General features: G+C 71.1%; 12 protein-coding genes and 1 pseudogene. 10 read left to right on the top strand and 3 right to left on the bottom strand.

What is annotated here, in order from left to right:
• Nucleotides 1-168: 168 nt before the first annotated feature.
• From CM1CMNOD_RS23450 to CM1CMNOD_RS20790, 5 genes are all read left to right on the top strand, one after another.
• Nucleotides 169-744 carry a hypothetical protein gene (locus CM1CMNOD_RS23450; protein ID WP_131772965.1) on the top strand — a complete coding sequence of 192 codons (576 nt, stop codon included), beginning with the start codon at nt 169-171 and terminating at the stop codon, nt 742-744.
• A gap of 5 nt (nt 745-749) precedes the next feature.
• The gene (locus CM1CMNOD_RS23455; RefSeq protein WP_241245679.1) at nt 750-1,421 is read left to right on the top strand and encodes an OmpA family protein; all 672 of its coding nucleotides are present in this window, start codon (nt 750-752) and stop codon (nt 1,419-1,421) included.
• A gap of 483 nt (nt 1,422-1,904) precedes the next feature.
• A complete protein-coding gene (locus CM1CMNOD_RS20780) occupies nt 1,905-2,663 on the top strand; it encodes a metal ABC transporter ATP-binding protein (RefSeq protein WP_013875560.1) in 759 nt (252 codons plus the stop codon).
• A gap of 514 nt (nt 2,664-3,177) precedes the next feature.
• Nucleotides 3,178-4,449, top strand: coding sequence for a pyridoxal phosphate-dependent aminotransferase (locus CM1CMNOD_RS20785; protein WP_013875561.1), 1,272 nt, complete (start codon nt 3,178-3,180; stop codon nt 4,447-4,449).
• Nucleotides 4,450-5,221: 772 nt separating this feature from the next.
• Entirely contained in the window at nt 5,222-5,638 is a 417-nt protein-coding gene (locus tag CM1CMNOD_RS20790; RefSeq protein WP_013875562.1) for a Fur family transcriptional regulator, read from the top strand.
• Between the two features lie 241 nt (nt 5,639-5,879).
• Here CM1CMNOD_RS20790 and CM1CMNOD_RS20795 read toward each other — a convergent pair whose 3' ends face one another.
• A complete protein-coding gene (locus tag CM1CMNOD_RS20795) occupies nt 5,880-6,836 on the bottom strand; it encodes an LLM class F420-dependent oxidoreductase (protein WP_085948612.1) in 957 nt (318 codons plus the stop codon).
• Between the two features lie 571 nt (nt 6,837-7,407).
• Here CM1CMNOD_RS20795 and CM1CMNOD_RS20800 point away from each other — a divergent pair.
• From CM1CMNOD_RS20800 to CM1CMNOD_RS20815, 4 genes and pseudogenes are all read left to right on the top strand, one after another.
• Nucleotides 7,408-8,694: pseudogene (locus CM1CMNOD_RS20800) on the top strand (thiamine pyrophosphate-dependent enzyme); the annotation flags it as partial.
• A gap of 272 nt (nt 8,695-8,966) precedes the next feature.
• Nucleotides 8,967-10,061: an alpha-ketoacid dehydrogenase subunit beta gene (locus CM1CMNOD_RS20805; RefSeq protein WP_013875565.1), complete on the top strand. Its 1,095-nt coding sequence runs from the start codon at nt 8,967-8,969 to the stop codon at nt 10,059-10,061.
• Between the two features lie 166 nt (nt 10,062-10,227).
• Nucleotides 10,228-11,832, top strand: coding sequence for a dihydrolipoamide acetyltransferase family protein (locus CM1CMNOD_RS20810; protein WP_013875566.1), 1,605 nt, complete (start codon nt 10,228-10,230; stop codon nt 11,830-11,832).
• Nucleotides 11,833-12,094: 262 nt separating this feature from the next.
• Entirely contained in the window at nt 12,095-12,331 is a 237-nt protein-coding gene (locus CM1CMNOD_RS20815) for a hypothetical protein (protein WP_013875567.1), read from the top strand.
• Nucleotides 12,332-12,577: 246 nt separating this feature from the next.
• On the opposite strand, the gene CM1CMNOD_RS20820 is transcribed toward CM1CMNOD_RS20815, so the two are convergent.
• Nucleotides 12,578-14,422, bottom strand: a complete 1,845-nt coding sequence (locus tag CM1CMNOD_RS20820; protein ID WP_013875568.1) for an acyl-CoA dehydrogenase — start codon at nt 14,420-14,422, stop codon at nt 12,578-12,580.
• A 417-nt stretch (nt 14,423-14,839) separates the two neighbouring features.
• Entirely contained in the window at nt 14,840-15,400 is a 561-nt protein-coding gene (locus tag CM1CMNOD_RS20825) for a hypothetical protein (protein ID WP_013875569.1), read from the bottom strand.
• A 392-nt stretch (nt 15,401-15,792) separates the two neighbouring features.
• On the opposite strand from CM1CMNOD_RS20825, the gene CM1CMNOD_RS20830 reads away from it, so the two are divergent.
• Nucleotides 15,793-19,017: an adenylate/guanylate cyclase domain-containing protein gene (locus tag CM1CMNOD_RS20830; RefSeq protein WP_013875570.1), complete on the top strand. Its 3,225-nt coding sequence runs from the start codon at nt 15,793-15,795 to the stop codon at nt 19,015-19,017.
• Nucleotides 19,018-19,204 lie beyond the last annotated feature (187 nt).

Below are 19,204 nucleotides of genomic sequence, written 5' to 3' on the forward strand. Positions count from 1 at the left end.
CTGGTCGTCCGCGGGCGGATTATCCACAGATCATTCCGCGGGTCGGCCACCAACGGGCCAGTTGTCCACAGAGCCGGCCACCGATGGGCCGTGGGCCCCGGCCTGTCCGCATAATCGGGATCGCGCACCGTCGTCGCATCCATGCGGGAGGTCCGGATGCTCCACCGGATGAGAACCCGGCTGACGCCGGTCACCACCCTCACCATCCTGATCGGCGTCATCACGCTGTTCGCCATGGGCTGCTCCAGCTCGTCCGACACGCCCGCATCCGGCGGTACGACGGCCCCCGGGCCTGCCGGTACGGCCCAGACGGGCCAGGCGGCTTCCGCCGGCGTCCCGGCAGCCAGCCGGACGGCCAGCTTCCGCGCGCCCGGCAGCACCCCGGGGACGGTCGAGGTCGGCCTGGTCGGTCTGAAGGCGGACGGGCGTCTGAGCACGCTCACTCTGCTGTGGACACCGAGATACACCGGCGCCCCGCGGGAGAAGGAGATTTCGGTCTTCGACATGTTCGACGGGCACAGCCCCGCGGTGACCCTGGTCGACAGCGTCAACCTGAAGCGCTACCTCGTCGTCCAGGACAGCCGCAACGTCGAGCTGGGCGCGAGCGGCCCCCAGACGAAGACCTCCAACAACACCCCGGTCAGCGCCTCGTACACCTTTGCCGCGCCGCCCGCGGACGTGCGGACGATCGACGTCTACGCCGACGACCGGCTGCTGTTCGACGACGTCCCGGTCGGCCGGTGAGCCCCGTGCGGACGCGGACGCCGAGCGCGCTGACCGGCCCCGCACAGCTCGGTCCCGCGTGGGCCGGGTCCACGCTGACCCGGCCCACGCTGACCCGGCTCGGCGCGGTCGTGCTGGCGTCGGTCACCGCCGTCGTGTCGTGGCTGTGCGTGCCGACAGCCCGCGCCGCGACGGACGCCCCCACGACTGCACCCACAGTAACCGATCAGGCGATCATCGAGTCGATCCGGGAGATCAATCCAGCGGCGGCGATCCGGCCGATCGACGTCGAGCGGTCTGTTGTCACGCTGCGTACCGAGAGGCGTGACGGCTCCGGCGTGGTCGTGACGATCAGCTCGGACGTGCTCTTCGCGTTCGACTCGGCCAACCTGACCAAGGCGGCCCGCGAGCAGCTCGACGGCATCGCGGCACAGCTCGGCAGGGTGACCGGCACGATCACCGTCAACGGGTATACCGACAGCACCGGTACGCCCGCGTACAACGTGATCCTGTCCCAGCAGCGGGCGAACGCCGTCGCGAACCTGCTGCGTCCGAAGGCCCCGCCCGGCGTCCTCGTCTCGGCGACCGGGCACGGCGCCGCCAACCCGGTCGCGCCGAACACCAACTCGGACGGCTCGGACAACAGCGCGGGCCGCGGCCAGAACCGACGGGTCAGCATCATCTACCGCACATCATGACCGTCACACATGACGATCGACCACACATGACGATCGATGCCGAACCCGTTCCCATCGCTCAAAGCGGCGCTCCCCGTCGTGCCGTACCTGATACCTGTCATCATGATCTTTTTGGATACGGCCGGTATCACGGTCCGGAACCGCGGCGGCGGGTCCGTGGCCGTTCGTGCCCGCGTGGACCGCATCAACCTGTGCGGGTGAGATGGCCGGTGGGGAAGCGGCCCGCAATGCCGGACGCGTCCAGTGGTCGTACCGTCTCAGAGCATGACCGAGGCAACGCGGTGGTTGTCGAGCTCCACATTCAGGAAATCAGTCGTATGGTCGGTGGATCTCGCGGAACAGGACACGGTCACGGCCGCCTGGCGGCCAACCCGACCGGACGGCCCCATCGGTCCGGTCGCGTCGGATCCGCGGGTCGTATCCGATCCACCATCTGATCCGGCCGTATCGGATGAAACGCGAGAGCCCGGAACGTCCCCGGCCGTGGTCTTCGACCGGGCGACGGTCGCCTACGACCGGGTCCCGGTGCTGGAGAACGTCCATGGAACGGTCGAAAGCGGCCGTACCGTAGCCGTCATCGGCCCGGACGGCGCCGGAAAGTCGACGCTGATGAAAGCGCTGCTCGGGCTTGCCCCAGTGGTGAGCGGATCGGTGACGGTACTCGGCTGCCCACCGATGCAGGCCCGCCGCCGGGTCGCCTATGTCCCGCAGGTCGACGCTCTCGGGCCCGACCCGCAGGTGACCGTCGCCCAAGCCGTCCTCATGGGCCGTTACCGCTCGCTCGGCTGGGTACGGCAGCCCACCCGCACGGACCGGGCCATCGCGGCACGTGCCCTGGAAACGGTCGGGCTCACCCACCGCGCCGGGGACCGGTTCGAGACGCTGCCCGGCGGGCAGCGCCAGCGGGTGCTCCTCGCCCGCGCCATCGCCCAGCAGCCGCACCTGCTGCTGCTCGACGAGCCGTTCGACGGTGTGGACGTCCTTTCCCAGCAGGCGTTGCTGTCCGCGCTGGCGGCCGTGCGCTCGGCCGGCACCAGCGTCATGATGTCCACGCACGATCTCGCGCTGGCCCATCTGACCTGCGACAGCGTCTGGCTGCTCAACCGCCGCCAGCTCGGCTCCGGACCGGCAGCAGCCACCCTCACCCCGGAGAAGCTGCGCACCACCTACCACGGCGGCGGCCCCCAGCACCTGCCGCATCATCGGCCGCGGCACCATCCGTCGCGGCACCGCGCCGAATAGCCGCCCAGACATCCGAATCCAGCTGTCGGAACACGGCCGGTATCGAATGATCCGCTGGACGCCCCGGCTGGGCGCCACGGCCGGACATCACTACCGGACATCACGAGCGGGCATCGCGAGCGGGCATCGTGGCCGGGCGCGGGACCCACGGCCGCGGGTGATCCGTACCGGGTAGCCCGGCGGATCCGAGTGACCCGGCAGACCTTCGGGCCCGCGGGCCTTCCGGGCCGAAAGCCTTCCGGACCATCGGTATCCGAACCATCCGGATCGCTTTCCGGACCACCCGGACCCGACGGAAACCGGAGCCGGCAAACGCATGACCGCCCGTCTTCAACCCACCATGCGCCGGAAACCCGCATCGCCCGAAAAGCCCGCCCGCCGGCAGCATGTCGCAAACATGATCGCATCGCCGTTGGCCGTTGGTCCTGCACTGTGCGTGCCCGAGGTTCCGAAAAGCGTGGCCCACTCGTCATGGGCGAGAAAACCCGGTGGACGGTGCACCTACCCTTGGCTCATGGAGTTCACCCAGTCCGACAAGCTCACCGGCGTCTGCTACGACGTCCGGGGCCCCGTCCTGGACCAGGCGACGAAGCTGGAAGCCGCTGGTCAGCGCATCCTCAAACTGAACATCGGCAACCCGGCGCCGTTCGGGTTCCACGCGCCACCGGCGGTCCTTGAGGCAGTGGTGAACGGCCTCGCCGAGGCACAGGGCTACAGCGACTCCAAGGGCCTGCTCTCAGCCCGCACGGCCGCGGTCCGGTACGCGAACGGAAAGGGCATCACCGGTATCGATCCCGACGGGGTCTACCTCGGCAACGGCGTCTCAGAACTGATCATGATGTCGCTGCAGGCGCTGCTCAACGACGGCGACGAAGTGCTGCTCCCGGCGCCGGACTACCCGCTGTGGACAGCCGTGGTCAGCCTGTGTGGCGGGCGGCCCGTCCACTACCTGTGCGACGAGTCGGCCGGTTGGATGCCGGACCTCGACGCCCTGGCCAGCAGGATCACCACGCGCACCCGTGCGATCGTAGTGATCAACCCGAACAATCCCACCGGCGCGGTCTACGACCGTGAGATCCTCGAGGGCATCGTCGAACTCGCCCGCCAGCACAACCTGATGATCTTCTCGGACGAGATCTACGACCGGATCCTCTACGACGACGCCGAGCACATCTCCACCGCGGCCCTCGCCCCGGACGTCGTGTGCGTGACGTTCAACGGGCTGTCCAAGGCATACCGGCTGGCCGGCTTCCGCTCCGGCTGGATGGTGCTCTCGGGCCCGCGCACGCACGCGTCCAGCTATGTCGAGGGGCTCAACATCCTGGCCAACATGCGGCTGTGCGCCAACGTCCCGGGCCAGTTCGCCATGCGGGCCGCGCTCGAGGACGACAGCGGCGCGGGCGACCTCGTCCTGCCCGGTGGCCGCCTGCACGAGCAGCGGGACGTGGTGTGGAAGCTGCTCAACGACATTCCGGGCGTGTCGTGCGTGAAGCCGAAAGGGGCGCTGTACGCGTTCCCGCGGCTCGATCCGGACGTCTACCCGGTCACCGACGACGAACGGCTCGTCCTGGACCTGCTCCTGGCCGAAAAAATCATGGTTGTGCAGGGCACGGGTTTCAACTGGCCGCGACCCGATCACTTCCGGATCGTCACGTTGCCGGACGTGGACGACCTCACCGACGCGGTGAGCCGCATCAGCAGGTTCCTCACCGCCTACGCCCAGGGGGAAACGGTCCACCGCCGGGACGGACTGCCCACCTTCGAGCCACAACACGTGCCGAGCTGACCCGCCTGCGGCAGGATACCCGGATTCACCTTTTTCGTGCAGAAGAGTCCGAACAGGCAGAATTCGGACCAGTCGGGGATGACGGAATCGCCGGCCGGGTTTACCCGACGTATTCATTTCGCCGGATATTGGTGGTTCTTGGCGCCATCGGGCACGGATCTGACGATGACGGCCGTAACCGGTTCGGGTCCGGTCAGGAGTCGGATCGGTCAGGAACGGCGCCGGGACGAGATGGTGGCCGCCGCGCAACCGCACCGACCGAGGGAGCTGGACCGCCACGGTATCGCCGGCACCCGCCGGCGGCCGCCGATGGCCGCCGGCGCGGCTGCGACCGCCCGCTGGCGGCCGTCCCACCGCGGAAGCCGTAGGTGGGGCGATGGAGGAGTAGGTGGAACAGGTTGTGATGACAGCGTTTTCCACCTACACCCACGCAGGCCGTAGGTGGAAAACGGCGCGTCGGCAGCGGTTTTCACCTACGGCTGAGAGCGTTGGATCTGCCGCCGCGGGATGTCGGACATGAGTAACGGTGTGTGATTCCAGTCGCGAAGAGGCCCGTGTCGAAACCGTTCCGTCTTCCTGGTCTGACGTTCCGTCTCCTGATCTGACAGAGACCTGTCGGCCGGGGCCCCGGCCGACGTACGGTGAGAGAGTGAAGGCTGTGTCCAGTGCCGAATCCAGCCGAGCGACCCCCGCCCCGACGGCATCGTCCCGGGGGGCCGCGCCCGCCACGGAACCATCGCGGGCCGGGCCGGGTGGCGGTGGCCGCCGGGCCATGCTCGGCCGTGGAACCACTGTCCGGGCCACCCGTCAGGGAGACGCCGTCTGCGCCGCGCTGGCCGAGATCGACGCGTTCACCAGCGCCCAGGACCTGCACGCCCACCTGCGCGACATGGGGCAGGCCGTCGGCCTGACCACCGTCTACCGGCATCTGCAGGTCCTCGCCGACCGGGGCGAGGTCGACGTGCTGCGCCGCGACGACGGGGAGACTCTCTACCGCCGCTGCGCGACCGACAACCATCATCATCACCTGGTCTGCCGCCACTGCGGCCGGACCGTCGAGGTCGAGGGGCCCGAGATCGAGGCGTGGACCGACCGCGTCGCCGCGGCCGCGGGCTTCACCGACGTCGCCCACACCCTGGAGATCTACGGGACCTGCGCCGGCTGCGCCGCCGCGGCCCCTCCAAGCTGAACGACATCCGTACCGTAACCATACGTAGCCGCGCGGACGGCGAGGCCAACGATGGCACGGACATGCGCTCCCGACCGCCAGAAAAGATCACCGCGAGTTTGTCGCTGTGTACGCTCACGGGCCGAAAACCGTACAGAACGACAAACACTTCTGGATCATTACCTGTGCGGACGGTCGCGGACGGTGTCCGCGACCCGTTGTTGAGCGGCTGCCGGCTCGGCCGGCTGTCGGCTCGGCCTGGCTAGCGGCCGGCGCCCTGCTCCGGACGGCTCCCGCCGGGTGGGCTGACCAGCGCCGGGGCGAGTTCCCGCCACTGCCGGCGGGGCAGCCCGCGGCGGTCCGGGTCAAGCACCTGGACGCACACGTGGTCGGCGCCGGCGTCCAGATGCTCCTTGATCCGGCCGAGCAGGACGTCCGGGTCGCCCCAGGGCACGATCGTGTCGACGAGCCGGTCCGAACCCGCGTCCGCGAAATCGCTGTCGGTGAAGCCGAACCGGCGCAGGTTGTTCGTGTAGTTCGGCAGCCGCAGGTAGGAGCCGGTGTGCCGCCGGGCCAGTTCCCGCGCGGTCTCGGGGTTGGTGTCCAGGACGAACGCCTGCTCCGGGACGAGCAGCTTGCCCGGCCCGAGGATCGCCCGGGCGCTCGCGGTGTGCTCCGGCGGCACGAAGAACGTGTGGGCGCCGTCCGCCCGGGCGCGCGCCAGCTCCAGCATCTTCGGCCCGAGCGCGGCGAGCACCCGCGGTGACGACGCCGGCGGAATTGCCCGGTACTGCTCCCGGGCGCTGGCGTCCATCTCGTCGAGGTAGGCGCGCATCTGCGTGAGCGGTTTGGTGTACGGCACCCCGCGGATCTCCATCAGGGACGCGTGCGACACGCCGACGCCGAGCAGGAACCGGCCGGGGAATGCCTCGGCCAGCGTCAGTTGCCCGGCCGCCATCGTCTGCGGGTGCCGGGCGAGGATCTGCGCGATGCCGGTGGCGACGGTCAGCCGTGGCGCCGCCGCGAGCATCAGCCCCGCGGTGACCAGCACCTCCCGGCCCCTGACCTCGCCGGTCCAGACCGCGGGATAGCCCAGTTCGTCGAGTTCGGCGACGGCGTCGCGCACCACGGACGCCGGCGAGTAGTCGAACTGGCCGCTCCAGATCCCGACCTGACCGAGCGTCACCGAGGCGGACGGGTCGGCGGGGCGGGCCGCGATGGCGGGTACGCCGGCCTCCGGCGCGGCCGACCTTGTCCCAGCCGACCTTGTCCCGACCGGCTCCGTCCCGACCGGCTCCGGCTCACCGGCGGTGATGGGCGTCTGCGCAACTGTCACCGCACCACGCTATCCGGGCCGAGGCACCGACCGCCCGTCGGGCGACCTGGCCGCGAGGGAGTGTCGTTCGCGCGGCCGGCACCCGGTCGGCACCCGGCCGGCACCCGGCCGAGCAGGCTCCGTCCAGACCCGGGCCAAGCCGGATGAACGAGCCGGATGAATCGACCCAGAGCAGGTTGGTGCCAGGCCGCAGCCCCGGGACCGGACCGGCTGGCCCGGCCCCGGGGCGGGGCCGGGCTGGGCCGGATTCGTCGAGGTCAGGCCGGGTGTCCGAGCTTGCTCACCGCGTCCGGACGACTATCGTCTACTGCGCGGCGGTCCCGCCGACCCGCGTGGCCGGCCGCCTCGGACGCGTCCGGTGGATGCCGACACCAACGGAGATCCACCGGGTACACCCATCGCGCAGGCCGTCACCGACGATCTCGGGAACGGCCGAGGACGACCGGAGGACGCCATGTCCGCTCCTGACACAGAGTCCGCTGAGACAGAGTCCGCTCCTGACACAGACCGCCTCGACACCGTCGCCGCACCCGTCCCACGCGACCCGGCGGACGCCGGCAGCGGCGCCGGCGACGATGACACCGCGCCGGTCCGGCTGCTGACACCGGACGGGCGCCGGCTGCCCCTGGCCGACTACGATCCGTACCTCGCCGACCTCACCGACGCCGACCTGGTCGGGCTCCTGCGCGACATGGTGATCGCACGCAGGCTCGACGAGGAGTCGACCGCCCTGCAACGCCAGGGTGAGCTCGGCCTGTGGGCGAGCCTGCGCGGGCAGGAGGCGGCCCAGGTCGGCTCGGCGCGGGCGCTGCGCACCGACGACATGGTCTTCCCGACCTACCGTGAGCATGCGGTGGCCTGGTGCCGGGGCGTCGATCCGCTGGACGTTCTCGGCCTGTTCCGCGGGGTCGCCCACGGTGGCTGGGACGTGGACGAACACGGCTTCCAGACGTACGCGATCGTGGTGGGATCCCAGGTCCTGCACGCGACCGGCTACGCCATGGGGGTCACCAAGGAGGCCAGGACGGGTCTGGGTCGCCGGCCGGTCGGGACGGCCCACCGGCCCGCCACCGACAGCACCGGCGGCACCGCTGGTGACAGCGACGGCACCGCCGGTGACGGCGACGACCTGCCTGCGACCCTGGTCTACTTCGGCGACGGAGCGTCCAGTCAGGGTGACGTCAACGAGGCGTTCAACTGGGCGGGCGTGTTCGAGGCGCCGGTGGTTTTCTTCTGCCAGAACAACCAGTGGGCGATCTCCGAGCCGACACGGCGGCAGACCCGCGTCCCGATCTACTTCAGGGCCCGCGGGTTCGGCATCGCCGGCGTCCGGGTGGACGGCAACGACGTGCTGGCGACCCTGGCCGTGACGCGCTGGGCGCTCCACCAGGCCCGCCAGGGACGACCGGCCCTGGTGGAGGCGGTCACCTACCGGATGGGCGCGCACACCACCGCGGACGACCCGTCCCGCTACCGCCAGGCGTCGGAGCTCGCGCGCTGGGGCGCCCTCGACCCTGTCCAGCGGATGGCGGCCTACCTGCGTGGCCGTGGGCTGCTGGACGACGACGCGGCCGCCGCCCTGGACCGGGAGGCCGACGCGCTCGCGGCCACCCTGCGGCAACGGTGCCTGAACCTGCCCGACCCGGCTCCGCTGAGCCTGTTCGACCACGTGTACGTGCACGACACCGAGGAACTGGTCGACGCGCGGGCCACGTTCGCCGACTTCACCGAGGCCGACCTCCCCGAGGCCGGCTTCACCGAGGCCGAGCAGACCGACCAGGCCGAACCGGCCTACCAGAGCGAGCCGTCCCACCGGAGTGAAGCGTCCTACTGGAGCGAGCCGGTACCCCGGAACGGGCCGTCCCGACCGGCCGGGACGGCCCAGCGAGCCGCCCGCCCGGGCGGGCCACCCGCGGCCGCCCGGGCGGGCGCGGGTGGCCGGGCGACAGTGGTCCGGCCGGTGCCGACGGTCACCGTGGCGACGGCCCGCGGCACCGGAAGGGCGCTGTGACCATGCCGCGCCAGCAGGACACCGCGACCGCGTCGCGCCAGCAGGGTGCCGCGACCACCCCACGCCAGCAGGGTGCTGTGGCCACGTCGCACCCGCGGGTCGCCGCGGCCAGGTCGTCGACGCTGACCCTGGCCAAGGCCCTCAACGCGGGGCTGCGCACGGCCATGGATGACGATCCGAGAGTCGTCGTGATGGGCGAGGACGTCGGCCGGCTCGGCGGGGTCTTCCGCATCACCGACGGGCTGCTGGCCGACTTCGGCGAGGAACGGGTGATCGACACCCCGCTCGCGGAATCCGCGATCATCGGGACGGCGATCGGGCTGGCGATGCGCGGGTTCCGGCCGGTATGCGAGATCCAGTTCGACGGTTTCGTCTACCCCGCCTTCGATCAGATCGTCACCCAGCTGGCCAAGATGTACTACCGGACGCGGGGCCGTGTCCGCCTGCCCGTGACGGTCAGGATCCCCTGCGGCGGAGGCATCGGCGCGGTCGAACACCACAGTGAGTCACCAGAGGCATATTTCTGCCACACCGCCGGGCTGAAGGTGGTGGCCTGCTCCAACCCGGTCGACGCCCACACGATGATCCGCCAGGCTGTCGCCACGGACGACCCGGTGATCTTTTTCGAGCCCAAGCGCCGCTACTGGGACAAGGCCGAGGTCACCACCGGCCTGCCGCTGTCGGCGGCCGCTCCGCTGCACGTCAGTCGGGTCGTGCGCCCCGGGGACGACGCGACGCTGGTCGCCTACGGCCCGATGGTGCGGACCTGCCTGGACGCGGCCGCCGTCATGGCCGAGGAGGGGCGCGAGCTCGAGGTGATCGACCTGCGCACGCTGTCCCCGCTCAACCTGTCGCCCGTGTTCGCGTCCGTCCGGCGGACCGGGCGGCTGGTGGTGGTGCACGAGGCGCCGTCGAACGTGTCCCTGTCCGCGGAGATCGCCGCGCGGGTCACCGAGAAGGCGTTCTACTCGCTGGAAGCCCCAGTGCTACGTGTCACGGGATACGACACCCCGTATCCGCCATCTCGTCTGGAGGAGCGCTACCTGCCAGACGTCGACCGGGTGCTCGACGCCGTGGACCGATCGTTCAGCTACTGACCGGCATCTGCTGACCCGTATCGACCCCTACCGGCCCATATCTACCCGTACCGGCCGCCCACCGACAGCGAGATGTTCAAAAGCCTTCGTGATGCCGCAGGACCGGGCGCCGGTCATCGGCCGTTCCCGGTCATCGGTTGTCCCCGGCCACCAGTTGGAGGTCACCGTGTCACGTGCGCAGTTCCGGCTCCCCGACCTGGGTGAGGGCCTGCCCGACGCCGAGATCGTCCGATGGCTGGTGGAGGTGGGTGAGCACGTCGCTGTCAACCAGCCGATCGCCGAGGTGGAGACCGCCAAGGCGCTGGTGGAGGTGCCCTCCCCGTTCACGGGCGTGCTGGCTGTCCGGCACGCCGAGCCGGGCGACACGGTCGAGGTGGGGCAGCCACTGGTGACCATCGACACCGGCGCCGGCGGCGAAACCGGCGGCGGAACCAAAACTGTGGACGCCGCCACCGACAGCGCCGAATCCAGCGCCAACAGCATTCACAGGGCGGCTGGCGCGGACGCCACGGCAGGCGGCGCCAGCCCCGTCACGGCCGGTCCGGGTGCCGCGAAGGGCCGGCGGCGCGGTCAGGCGCCTGCCGCGTCCGGCCCGGATCCCGCAGCCGGCCACCCGCCTGGTCCGGCCGCGTCCGGTTCGGACGAGCGGGGCGACGAGCGGATGCCCGTGCTGGTCGGGTACGGCCCGCGCGGGGCGTCCGGGGTGTCCCGGCGGGCCTCGCGCCGAAGCGCGCGCCAGGACCCGGCAGACAGGCGCCAGGACCCGGCAGGCAGGACGGACGGGGCAGCCTCGACAGCGGTGGCCGGCTGGCCCGCGACGCGCGGGTCGGCGCAGCCCGCTGGTCGACCCGGCAGCCCGCGGCCGGTCGACAGTTCCGCCGGGCCGCGGCGGTCGGCCCAGGCCGTCGCCGTGCTCGCGAAACCACCGGTGCGCAAGCTCGCCCGCGACCTCGGTGTCGACCTGGGCACGGTCGTCGGCACCGGGCCGCACGGGACGATCAGCCGCGCCGACGTCGAGGCGGCCCGGACGTTCGCGAACGGCCACGACACCGACCAGGACCGGGTCCGCCGTATCCCGGTGACGGGCGTCCGGCGGGCGACCGCGCAGGCGATGGTGTCCAGCGTGGCGAACGCGCCGCAGGCCACCGAGTTCGTGAGCGTGGACGTCACCGAGACGATGGCGGCCCGCGACCGGCTGGCCGCGCTGCCCGAGTTCGCCGACGTCAGGGTGACCCCGCTGCTGTTCGTCGCCAAGGCGCTGCTGACGGCCGTCGGCCGCCAACCAATGATCAATTCCCGTTGGGAGGACGCGGTCGGCGACGAACCCGCGCGGATCGCCGTCCACGGGTACGTCAACCTCGGGATCGCGGTGGCCTCGCCGCGCGGGCTCGTCGTACCGAACATCGCGGACGCGGACCGGATGAGCCTCGTCGAGCTCGCGCACGCGCTGCACGAGCTGACCGTCACCGCCCGCGGCGGAAAGAGCACACCGGAGGCGCTACGCGGCGGGACGATCACGATCACCAACGTCGGGGTGTTCGGCGTCGACATCGGAACCCCCATCCTCAACCCGCCGGAGGCGGCGATCCTCGCGCTGGGGGCGATCCGTCCGATGCCCTGGGTGCACGAGGGCGAACTGGCCGTCCGGACGGTGGCGCAGCTCGCCCTCACCTTCGACCACCGGATCGTCGACGGCGAACTTGGCTCCAGGGTGCTTGCGGACGTCGCCCGGATGCTCACCGACCCGACCGTGGCCCTCGCCTGGAACTGACCCACCGACGAGGACACGGGCAGCCCACCAGGACAGCAGCCGGTAATCATTTGTCATCAAATAATTACTATTTGCCACGAGCAGGCAGGCGAGTTGGACCTTCGAGGGTACCCGTCGGCACAAACACAACAGATCGAGTAGAAATCCCAACCGGAGCAAAGCGCGTGGGATGGGGTGGACAACGGAGGAAGAAGCTTGCCTGGTACGGTTGCGCCTTGCTTAGGGCTTCCGGTACGGCTTCCGGCACAAAGGGGTGGAACGCATGACGCGCGTGGAGGCACTGCAGGCGGCGGACGAGTTCGTCGCCAAGGTCCTGACCTCCGCAGGCTCCAGCGGACGTTTCAACGGCGCTCTCAATCTTGCCGAACGGGTCGACCTGACGCTGCGGGTCGCCCGGTTCCTCCTGGAGGGGCAGGGCGCCTCCGAGGCCGATGACCTGCTCAAACGGGACATGCGCAACGAACTGGACCAGGCGTTCCCGCCGCTGCGCACGTCCTAGGCACATCCCAGGGCGTATCCGGCACGCACTGGGGCCGTCCCCGGTCGACGATCTACCGTCAGACGGCCCAGGACCAGTCCCGGGTCCGGGCTGCGGCCCGGGACTCCGCCGGGCCTACCCGGCCCGGCACGCCGGATCCGGGCAGGCGGCGCGGGCACGGGTCCGGTGGCGCGGACGGGGCACCTGCCCGCGCCACCTGCCTACCAGGCAGCTACCCAGAGCTACCAGCTACCAGTCTGCTGGCTATTAGAACGCCTCCTCGGGGAGGTCCATCAGGTCGAGGTCGGTGGCCGCCAGGACGCCGAGCCGGGCGGACAGTTCGGGCAGCACGTTCGCGGCGAACCAGCGGGCCGCGGACACCTTGCCCGCGTAGAAGGCCCGCTCCCTGGCTGACAGGGTCCCCGCCGCCCCCCGCGCGGCCAACGCGTTCTCCGCGACCTCGGCCTGGCGCAGCAGCAGCCAGCCGATGACGAGGTCACCGACGCTCATCAGCAGCCGGGTGGTGTTGAGGCCGACCTTGTACACGTTGCGGGGATCCTCCGCCACGCTGGTGAGAAAACCGACCAGTGTGCCGACCATCGACTGGACGTTGTCCAGCGCGACGCCGAGGACCTCCCGTTCGCGTCGCAACGAGCCGTCGCCGGCGTCGCCCTTGGCGAATGCCTGGATCTCGCCGAGCAGCGCACCCAGCGCCGTACTCCGGTCCCGCACGATCTTGCGGAAGAAGAAGTCCTGCCCCTGAATGGACGTGGTGCCCTCGTACAGGGTGTCGATCTTGGCGTCCCGGATGTACTGCTCGATCGGATAGTCCTGCAGGTAGCCGGAGCCGCCGAGGACCTGCAGGGATGTCGCGAGCAGTTCGTAGGACCGTTCCGAGCCGACGCCCTTGACGATGGGCAGCAGCAGGTCGTTGAGCCGTTCGGCGAGTTCGTCCCGGGTACCCGCCGCCTGCGCCAGGGCGACCCTGTCCTGGATCGTGGCGGTGTACAGGACGAGCGCCCGCATGCCTTCCGCGTACGCCTTCTGCACCATCAGCATCCGCCGGACGTCCGGGTGGTGGATGACCGTGACGCGCGGCGCGGTCTTGTCCAGCAGCCGGGTCAGGTCGGCGCCCTGGACCCGGGTCCGGGCGAACTCGAGCGCATTGAGATAGCCGGTGGACAGTGTCGCGATGGCCTTGGTGCCCACCATCATCCGGGCGTACTCGATGACCTCGAACATCTGGGCAATGCCGTCGTGGACGTCGCCGACCAGCCAGCCGACCGCGGGCTGCTTCTCGCCGTAGCGCAGTTCGCAGGTGGCGGAGACCTTCAGCCCCATCTTCTTCTCGACGTTGGAGACGTGGACGCCGTTGCGCTCGCGGGGCTCGCCGGTGTTCGGGTCCACCAGGAACTTCGGCACCAGGAACATGGACAGGCCCTTGGTGCCCGGACCGTGGCCGACCGGCCGGGCCAGGGTGAGGTGGAAGATGTTCTCCGGTACGTCCCAGTCACCGTTGGTGATGAAACGCTTCACGCCCTCGATGTGCCAGCTGCCGTCGGGCTGGGGTACCGCTCTGGTGCGCCCGGCGCCCACGTCCGAGCCGGCGTCGGGCTCGGTGAGGACCATGGTCGCGCCCCACTGGCGTTCGATCGCCAGCCGGGCGAGGTCCTTCTGCTCGGCGGTGCCGAGCCGGTCGAGAATCGCCGCGAAGGTGGGCCCGCTCATGTACATGAACACCGCCGGATTGGCCCCGAGGACCAGCTCCGAGGCGGCCCATGCGACCGAGGGCGGCGCGCCCATCCCCCCGAGGTGCGGCGGCACGAACAGCCGCCACCACTGGCCTTCCATGAGCTGGGCGTAGGACTTCTTGAACGACTCCGGCAGGGTGACGCTGCCGGAGCTGGCGTCGAAGACCGGCGGGTTGCGGTCGGCGTCCGCGAACGACTCGGCAATCGGGCCGGTGGCCAGTCTGTCGAGTTCGGCGAGTGCTTCGTGGGCCGTGTCGCGATCCATGTCGGCGAACGGGCCATGCCCGAGCGTGTTGTCGACACCCAGCACCTCGAACAGGTTGAACTCGATGTCGCGGAGGTTGCTCTTGTAGTGCCCCATGGCTGTCTCCCGGGGAAGAGCCGGCCTCGGTGCTCACCGATGGGGCCGGCGTACTCCTACTGGCCAGTAACTCGTACCCATGCTACCCGCCGGTAACCATCCTTGGTACAGATGCGTGGAACTCGGAACAACGAGCCGGAGCGAGCCAGACCCATGACATTGCGTAGCGAATGACATGGCGCAGCGAAACTCTCCGCGTGGACGCGATGGAAAGGCGTCCGGCTCTGTGGCGCTCTATGGCGCCTGACTCCGCGACGGGAAGACTCCCACGCCATCACCGGAGAAAACGATCGTTCTTCTCCCGCGCCCGGATTCCGCCGCGGTTCCTTCGCCGCGGCTTCCGAGACCCGGCCGGCCGCCTGGAAAACCGTCCCGGATACGTACGCCCGGGGCGGACGACGATCCGCCGGAGACGGCCTACGAGACGTCCCCCCAGCGCAGGTTGCCGTCGGGATCGCGCAGGCAGATCACGGGACGCCCGTTGGCCCCCTGAACAACCTGGCCGGTGTCGGTGACGGTGCATTCGGCGTTCGGCACGGGAGCGGCCGGTTCGGGCGGCGGCGGGCTGGCCAGCCCCCAGCGCGGCTGACCCGGGTCCGTCCGCTGGCAGTACAGGATCAGCCCGTTGATGGCCTGTCGTGGGGCGATGTCGCGCGCGGGTACGCACGGCTGGCCCACGAACACCGCGGGCGGCCAGTACGACGAGTCAGGATCCAGCAGGGTGTCGGGGACGTCGCCCGGCGCGGCGGGATCGGACGCTCCCGGGGAGGCCTGCGTGCCCGGAGATGCCTGCGTGCCCGGGGCGGCGGTGTCCGTCCCGCCGGTCGCGGCCGGTGGCGGCCCGGAGCGTTCACTCGGCCCGCCCGGGGAGCCCGTGGCCGAGGCTCGTGGCGCGGACATCTCGATGTCGCTCCCGGACGACCCGCAGCCGGCCAGCAGGAGCGCCGTCAGCCCGACCGCCGCGGCGGCACCTGCCACGCTCCGGGCACGGGTTGCGGCATTGGCCCATAGACACCCGTGTCCTGCATGTCCAGTCGCCACACCGTCCAGCTTAGGCCGTGTCAGCCGGATGTTGGTTGATGCGGGTGGCCGGCCGGGCGCCGCCCGCGGTCGACGATCGACCAACGATCGATCGGAGATGGATCGGGGATGAACCGGAGATGGCCTGCGCATCGACCGGCAGGGCACGGCGGCGGACGGGAAACACGACCGATCCGGCGGGCGCCGGCCAGGATTCCAGACTGGCATGAACCAGGCGTGACCGGATCGGGACGCATTCCTCGCCACTGTGGGACAGATCACGATCACCGGAAACGACTGACATCGCCATCCCGTCCCGTACGGCGGTTCTCCGGCCTACGATCCGGCACATGGTCGCCTGCCCGACATGCGGAAAGGCCAATCAGGAGGAAGCACGCTTCTGCTTCTCCTGTGGTACTCCCCAGCCCACGTTCGGGATCGGCGCCCGCAAGACCGTCACGATCCTGTTCTGCGACGTCACCGGCTACACGGCCATCGGCGAGCAGATCGACTCCGAGCCGCTGCAACAGGTCATGTGGCGGTTCTTCAGCGCCGCCCGCGAGGTGATCTCCTCGCACGGGGGCAGCGTCGAGAAGTTCATCGGGGACGCCGTGTTCGCCGTCTTCGGCATCCCCGTCCTGCACGAGGACGACGCGCTGCGGGCCGCCCGCGCCGCATGCGGGATCCGCGCCAGCATGGACGTGCTCAACGCCGACCTGGAACGTGACTGGGGGTTCCGCTTCCGCATCCGCATCGGCATCAACACCGGCGAGGTCACCGTCGGCGGGCCGGGGACGGGCGGCGGCATCACCGGGGACGCCGTCAACGTCGCGTCCCGGCTGGAGGAGGCCGCCGCCCCCGGCGAGATCTTCATCGCGGACGCCACCCTGCGGCTGATCCGGCCGCACGTGCGCGCCGAACCGGTCGGGCCGCTGGTCGTCCAGGGCAAGAAGGCACCGCTGCGGGCCCACCGTCTGATCGACCTGGCTCACCCCGGGATCGGGCCGGGGGCGCGGTTCGCGCCCGAGGGTTTCGCCGCCCCCGTGATCGGCCGGGAGCGGGAGCGCCGCCGCCTCGACGACGCCCTCGAGCAGGTGATCGAGGAACGCACCTGCCACCTGTTCACCCTGCTCGGCCCGGCCGGTATCGGGAAGTCCCGAATGGTCCGGGAGTTCTGCGAGGCGATGGCGCCGCGGGCGACGGTGCTCACCGGGCGCTGCCTGTCCTACGGCGAGGGCATCACCTACTGGCCGCTGATGGAGATGGTCCGGCAGGCGACCGGGATGTCCGCCGACGAGAGCGCGCCCGAGGGCCGCCGCCGCCTGCGTGAGCTGCTGGACGAGGGCGGCAGCGTCACCGGGGACGCCGCCGCCGTGGTGGACGGGCTGGCGCCCCTGGTCGGGCTCGGCGGCGCCGAGGTCGGCGCGCAGGAGAGCTTCTGGGCGGTGCGGACCTTCCTCGCCGCGCTCGCCGAGAAACGTCCGCTGATCGTCTGGTTCGACGATGTGCACTGGGCCGAGCCGACCCTGCTGGACCTGATCGAACACGTCGCCGACTGGTCCCGGGAGGCGCCGATCCTGCTGCTGTGCCTGACCAGGCCGGAGCTGCTCGAGGAACGCCGGACGTGGGGCGGCGGCAAGCTCAACACCACGTCCATGCTGCTGCAGCCACTGAGCGAGGAGCGCTGCCAGCGCCTGATCCGTACCCTGATGGGCTCGAACGACCTCGACCCGGAGCTGGTCGCGCGCATCACCGACTCGGCCGCGGGCAACCCGCTGTTCGTCGAGCAGACGCTGGCGGCCCTCGTCGACGACGGGCTGCTGCGCCGCGAGGGCGACCACTGGATCGCCACCGACAACCTGGGCTCGGTCCAGGTCGCCCCGACGATCTCCGCGCTGCTCGCCGCCCGCCTGGACCGGCTCAACATCCACGAGCGCCGGGTCCTGGAGCGCGCAGCCGTGGTCGGGCAGCGTTTCTACCTGGACGCGGTGGTGGAGCTGTCCGCCCCGGCGGACCGGGCGGCGGTCGCCGAGCACTGCCTGTCACTGGTCCGCAAGGAGCTGGTCCATCCCGACCGGTCGGACCTGCCCGGGGTGGAGGCGTTCCGGTTCCTGCACGTCCTGCTGCGCGACTGCGCCTACCAGGCGACGTCGAAGCGGCAGCGGGCCGACCTGCACCAGGGATACGCGAGCTGGCTGCAGACCCGGATGGCCGGGCGGCCCGGTGAGCACGACGAGCTCGTCGGCTACCACCTGGAGCAGGCCTACCGGTACCGGGTCGAACTCGGGCTGCGCGACGCCGAGACCGAGGAGCTGGGACGGCAGGCCGCCACCTGCCTGATCGAGGCCGCCGACCGGGTCCGTCAAGGCGACGAGACGGGCGCGGCCGGGCTCCTCAAACGGGCGGTCAAACTACTTCCAGTGACAGACCCGCTGCGAATACGCGCCGAGATCGACCTTGGCTGGGCGCTGTACTCCTTCGGTCGTTTCAGCGACGCCGAACGCATGCTGCGCCAGGCGACCGACCGGGCCACCCGGATCGGTGAGGCGGGCCTGCGCGCCCACGCCCGTCTCGCCCACCTGCGGCTGATGTTCGCCACCAGCCCGGAGGGGCTGGTCGCCGAAACCCTCGGCGAGGCGACCCGAGCGTTACCGATCTTCGTGCAGAGCGGGGACGAGGTCGGCGCCGCGCTCGCCTGCCGCAGCCAGGCCGCCGCCTACATGGCGGCCGGCTGCTACGCCCTGGCGGAACGGGCGATGCAGGCCGCCGTCCGGCACGCCGAGGAGTCCGGGGTGCTGCGCGACGTCCAGACGACCAGGCGCGACCTCGTCCACCTGCTCAGCCTGGCCCCCCGGCCGGTCGGCGAGTCGATCGAGCGCGCGCAGCGGGCGCTGGCCGGTGTCGGCGACGACCGCGGCCTGCGCCGGTCCCTGCTCGCCCAGCTGGCGCTGCTGCACACGATGGCCGGGGAGCTCGACGCCGGCATGGACCACCTGGCCCGGGCCGAGGCGATCGACTGGGACGTGCGCAGCCCCCGCGGGGACCCGCTGTACGGGGGTTTCGTCGTCGCCCGGATCGCCCTGCTCACCGACGACCTCGACACCGCCGAGCACGAGCTGCGGCGCAGCTGCCGCCGGCTGGCCCGGATGGGCGAGCGCGCGCACCTGGCCACCCGTGCCGCGGCCCTCGCCGACGTCCTGGTCAAGCTCGGGCGTCTGGACGAGGCAACCACCTACGTGTCGCGCTCCCGCGACGCCGCCGCCGGCGACCAGGTGCCCGCCCAGGCGGGCTGGTGCGGGGTGCACGCCAAACTGCTCGCGATGCGGGGCCGGGACCGGGAGGTCGAGGCCGTGCGGTTCGCCGAGGCCGCCTGCGATCTCGCCGGCCGGACCGACGACTGGGACGGGCAGGCGCAGGCCTGGCTGACCTACGCCGAGGTGCTCCACCGGACCGGGCAGACCGACCTGGTCCGGCCGAAGGTCGACGCCGCGGTCACCTGCTACGAGAAGAAGGGCAACCTCACCGGGGCGGCGCAGGCCCGCCGACTGTCGGAGAACCTCACTGCCTCCGTCTGAGGGCCCCGTCCGGAGGGCCTCATCTGCCTTTGCCGGCCGCTGGCGCCTCTGCCTGCCGGGCCCTTCGGTCTGAGGCCTGTTGCCCACCTCCGCCGCTGCCGCTGCCACCGCCTGAGGCCCGGCCCGTCCGTCCGGGCCCGGTCCCCGGCCGTTCAGCCGGCCGGCCCCTGGCGGTCCGTCCGTCCGC

It is taken from the genome of Protofrankia symbiont of Coriaria myrtifolia, from assembly GCF_900634755.1.
GTDB lineage: Bacteria > Actinomycetota > Actinomycetes > Frankiales > Frankiaceae > Protofrankia > Protofrankia coriariae.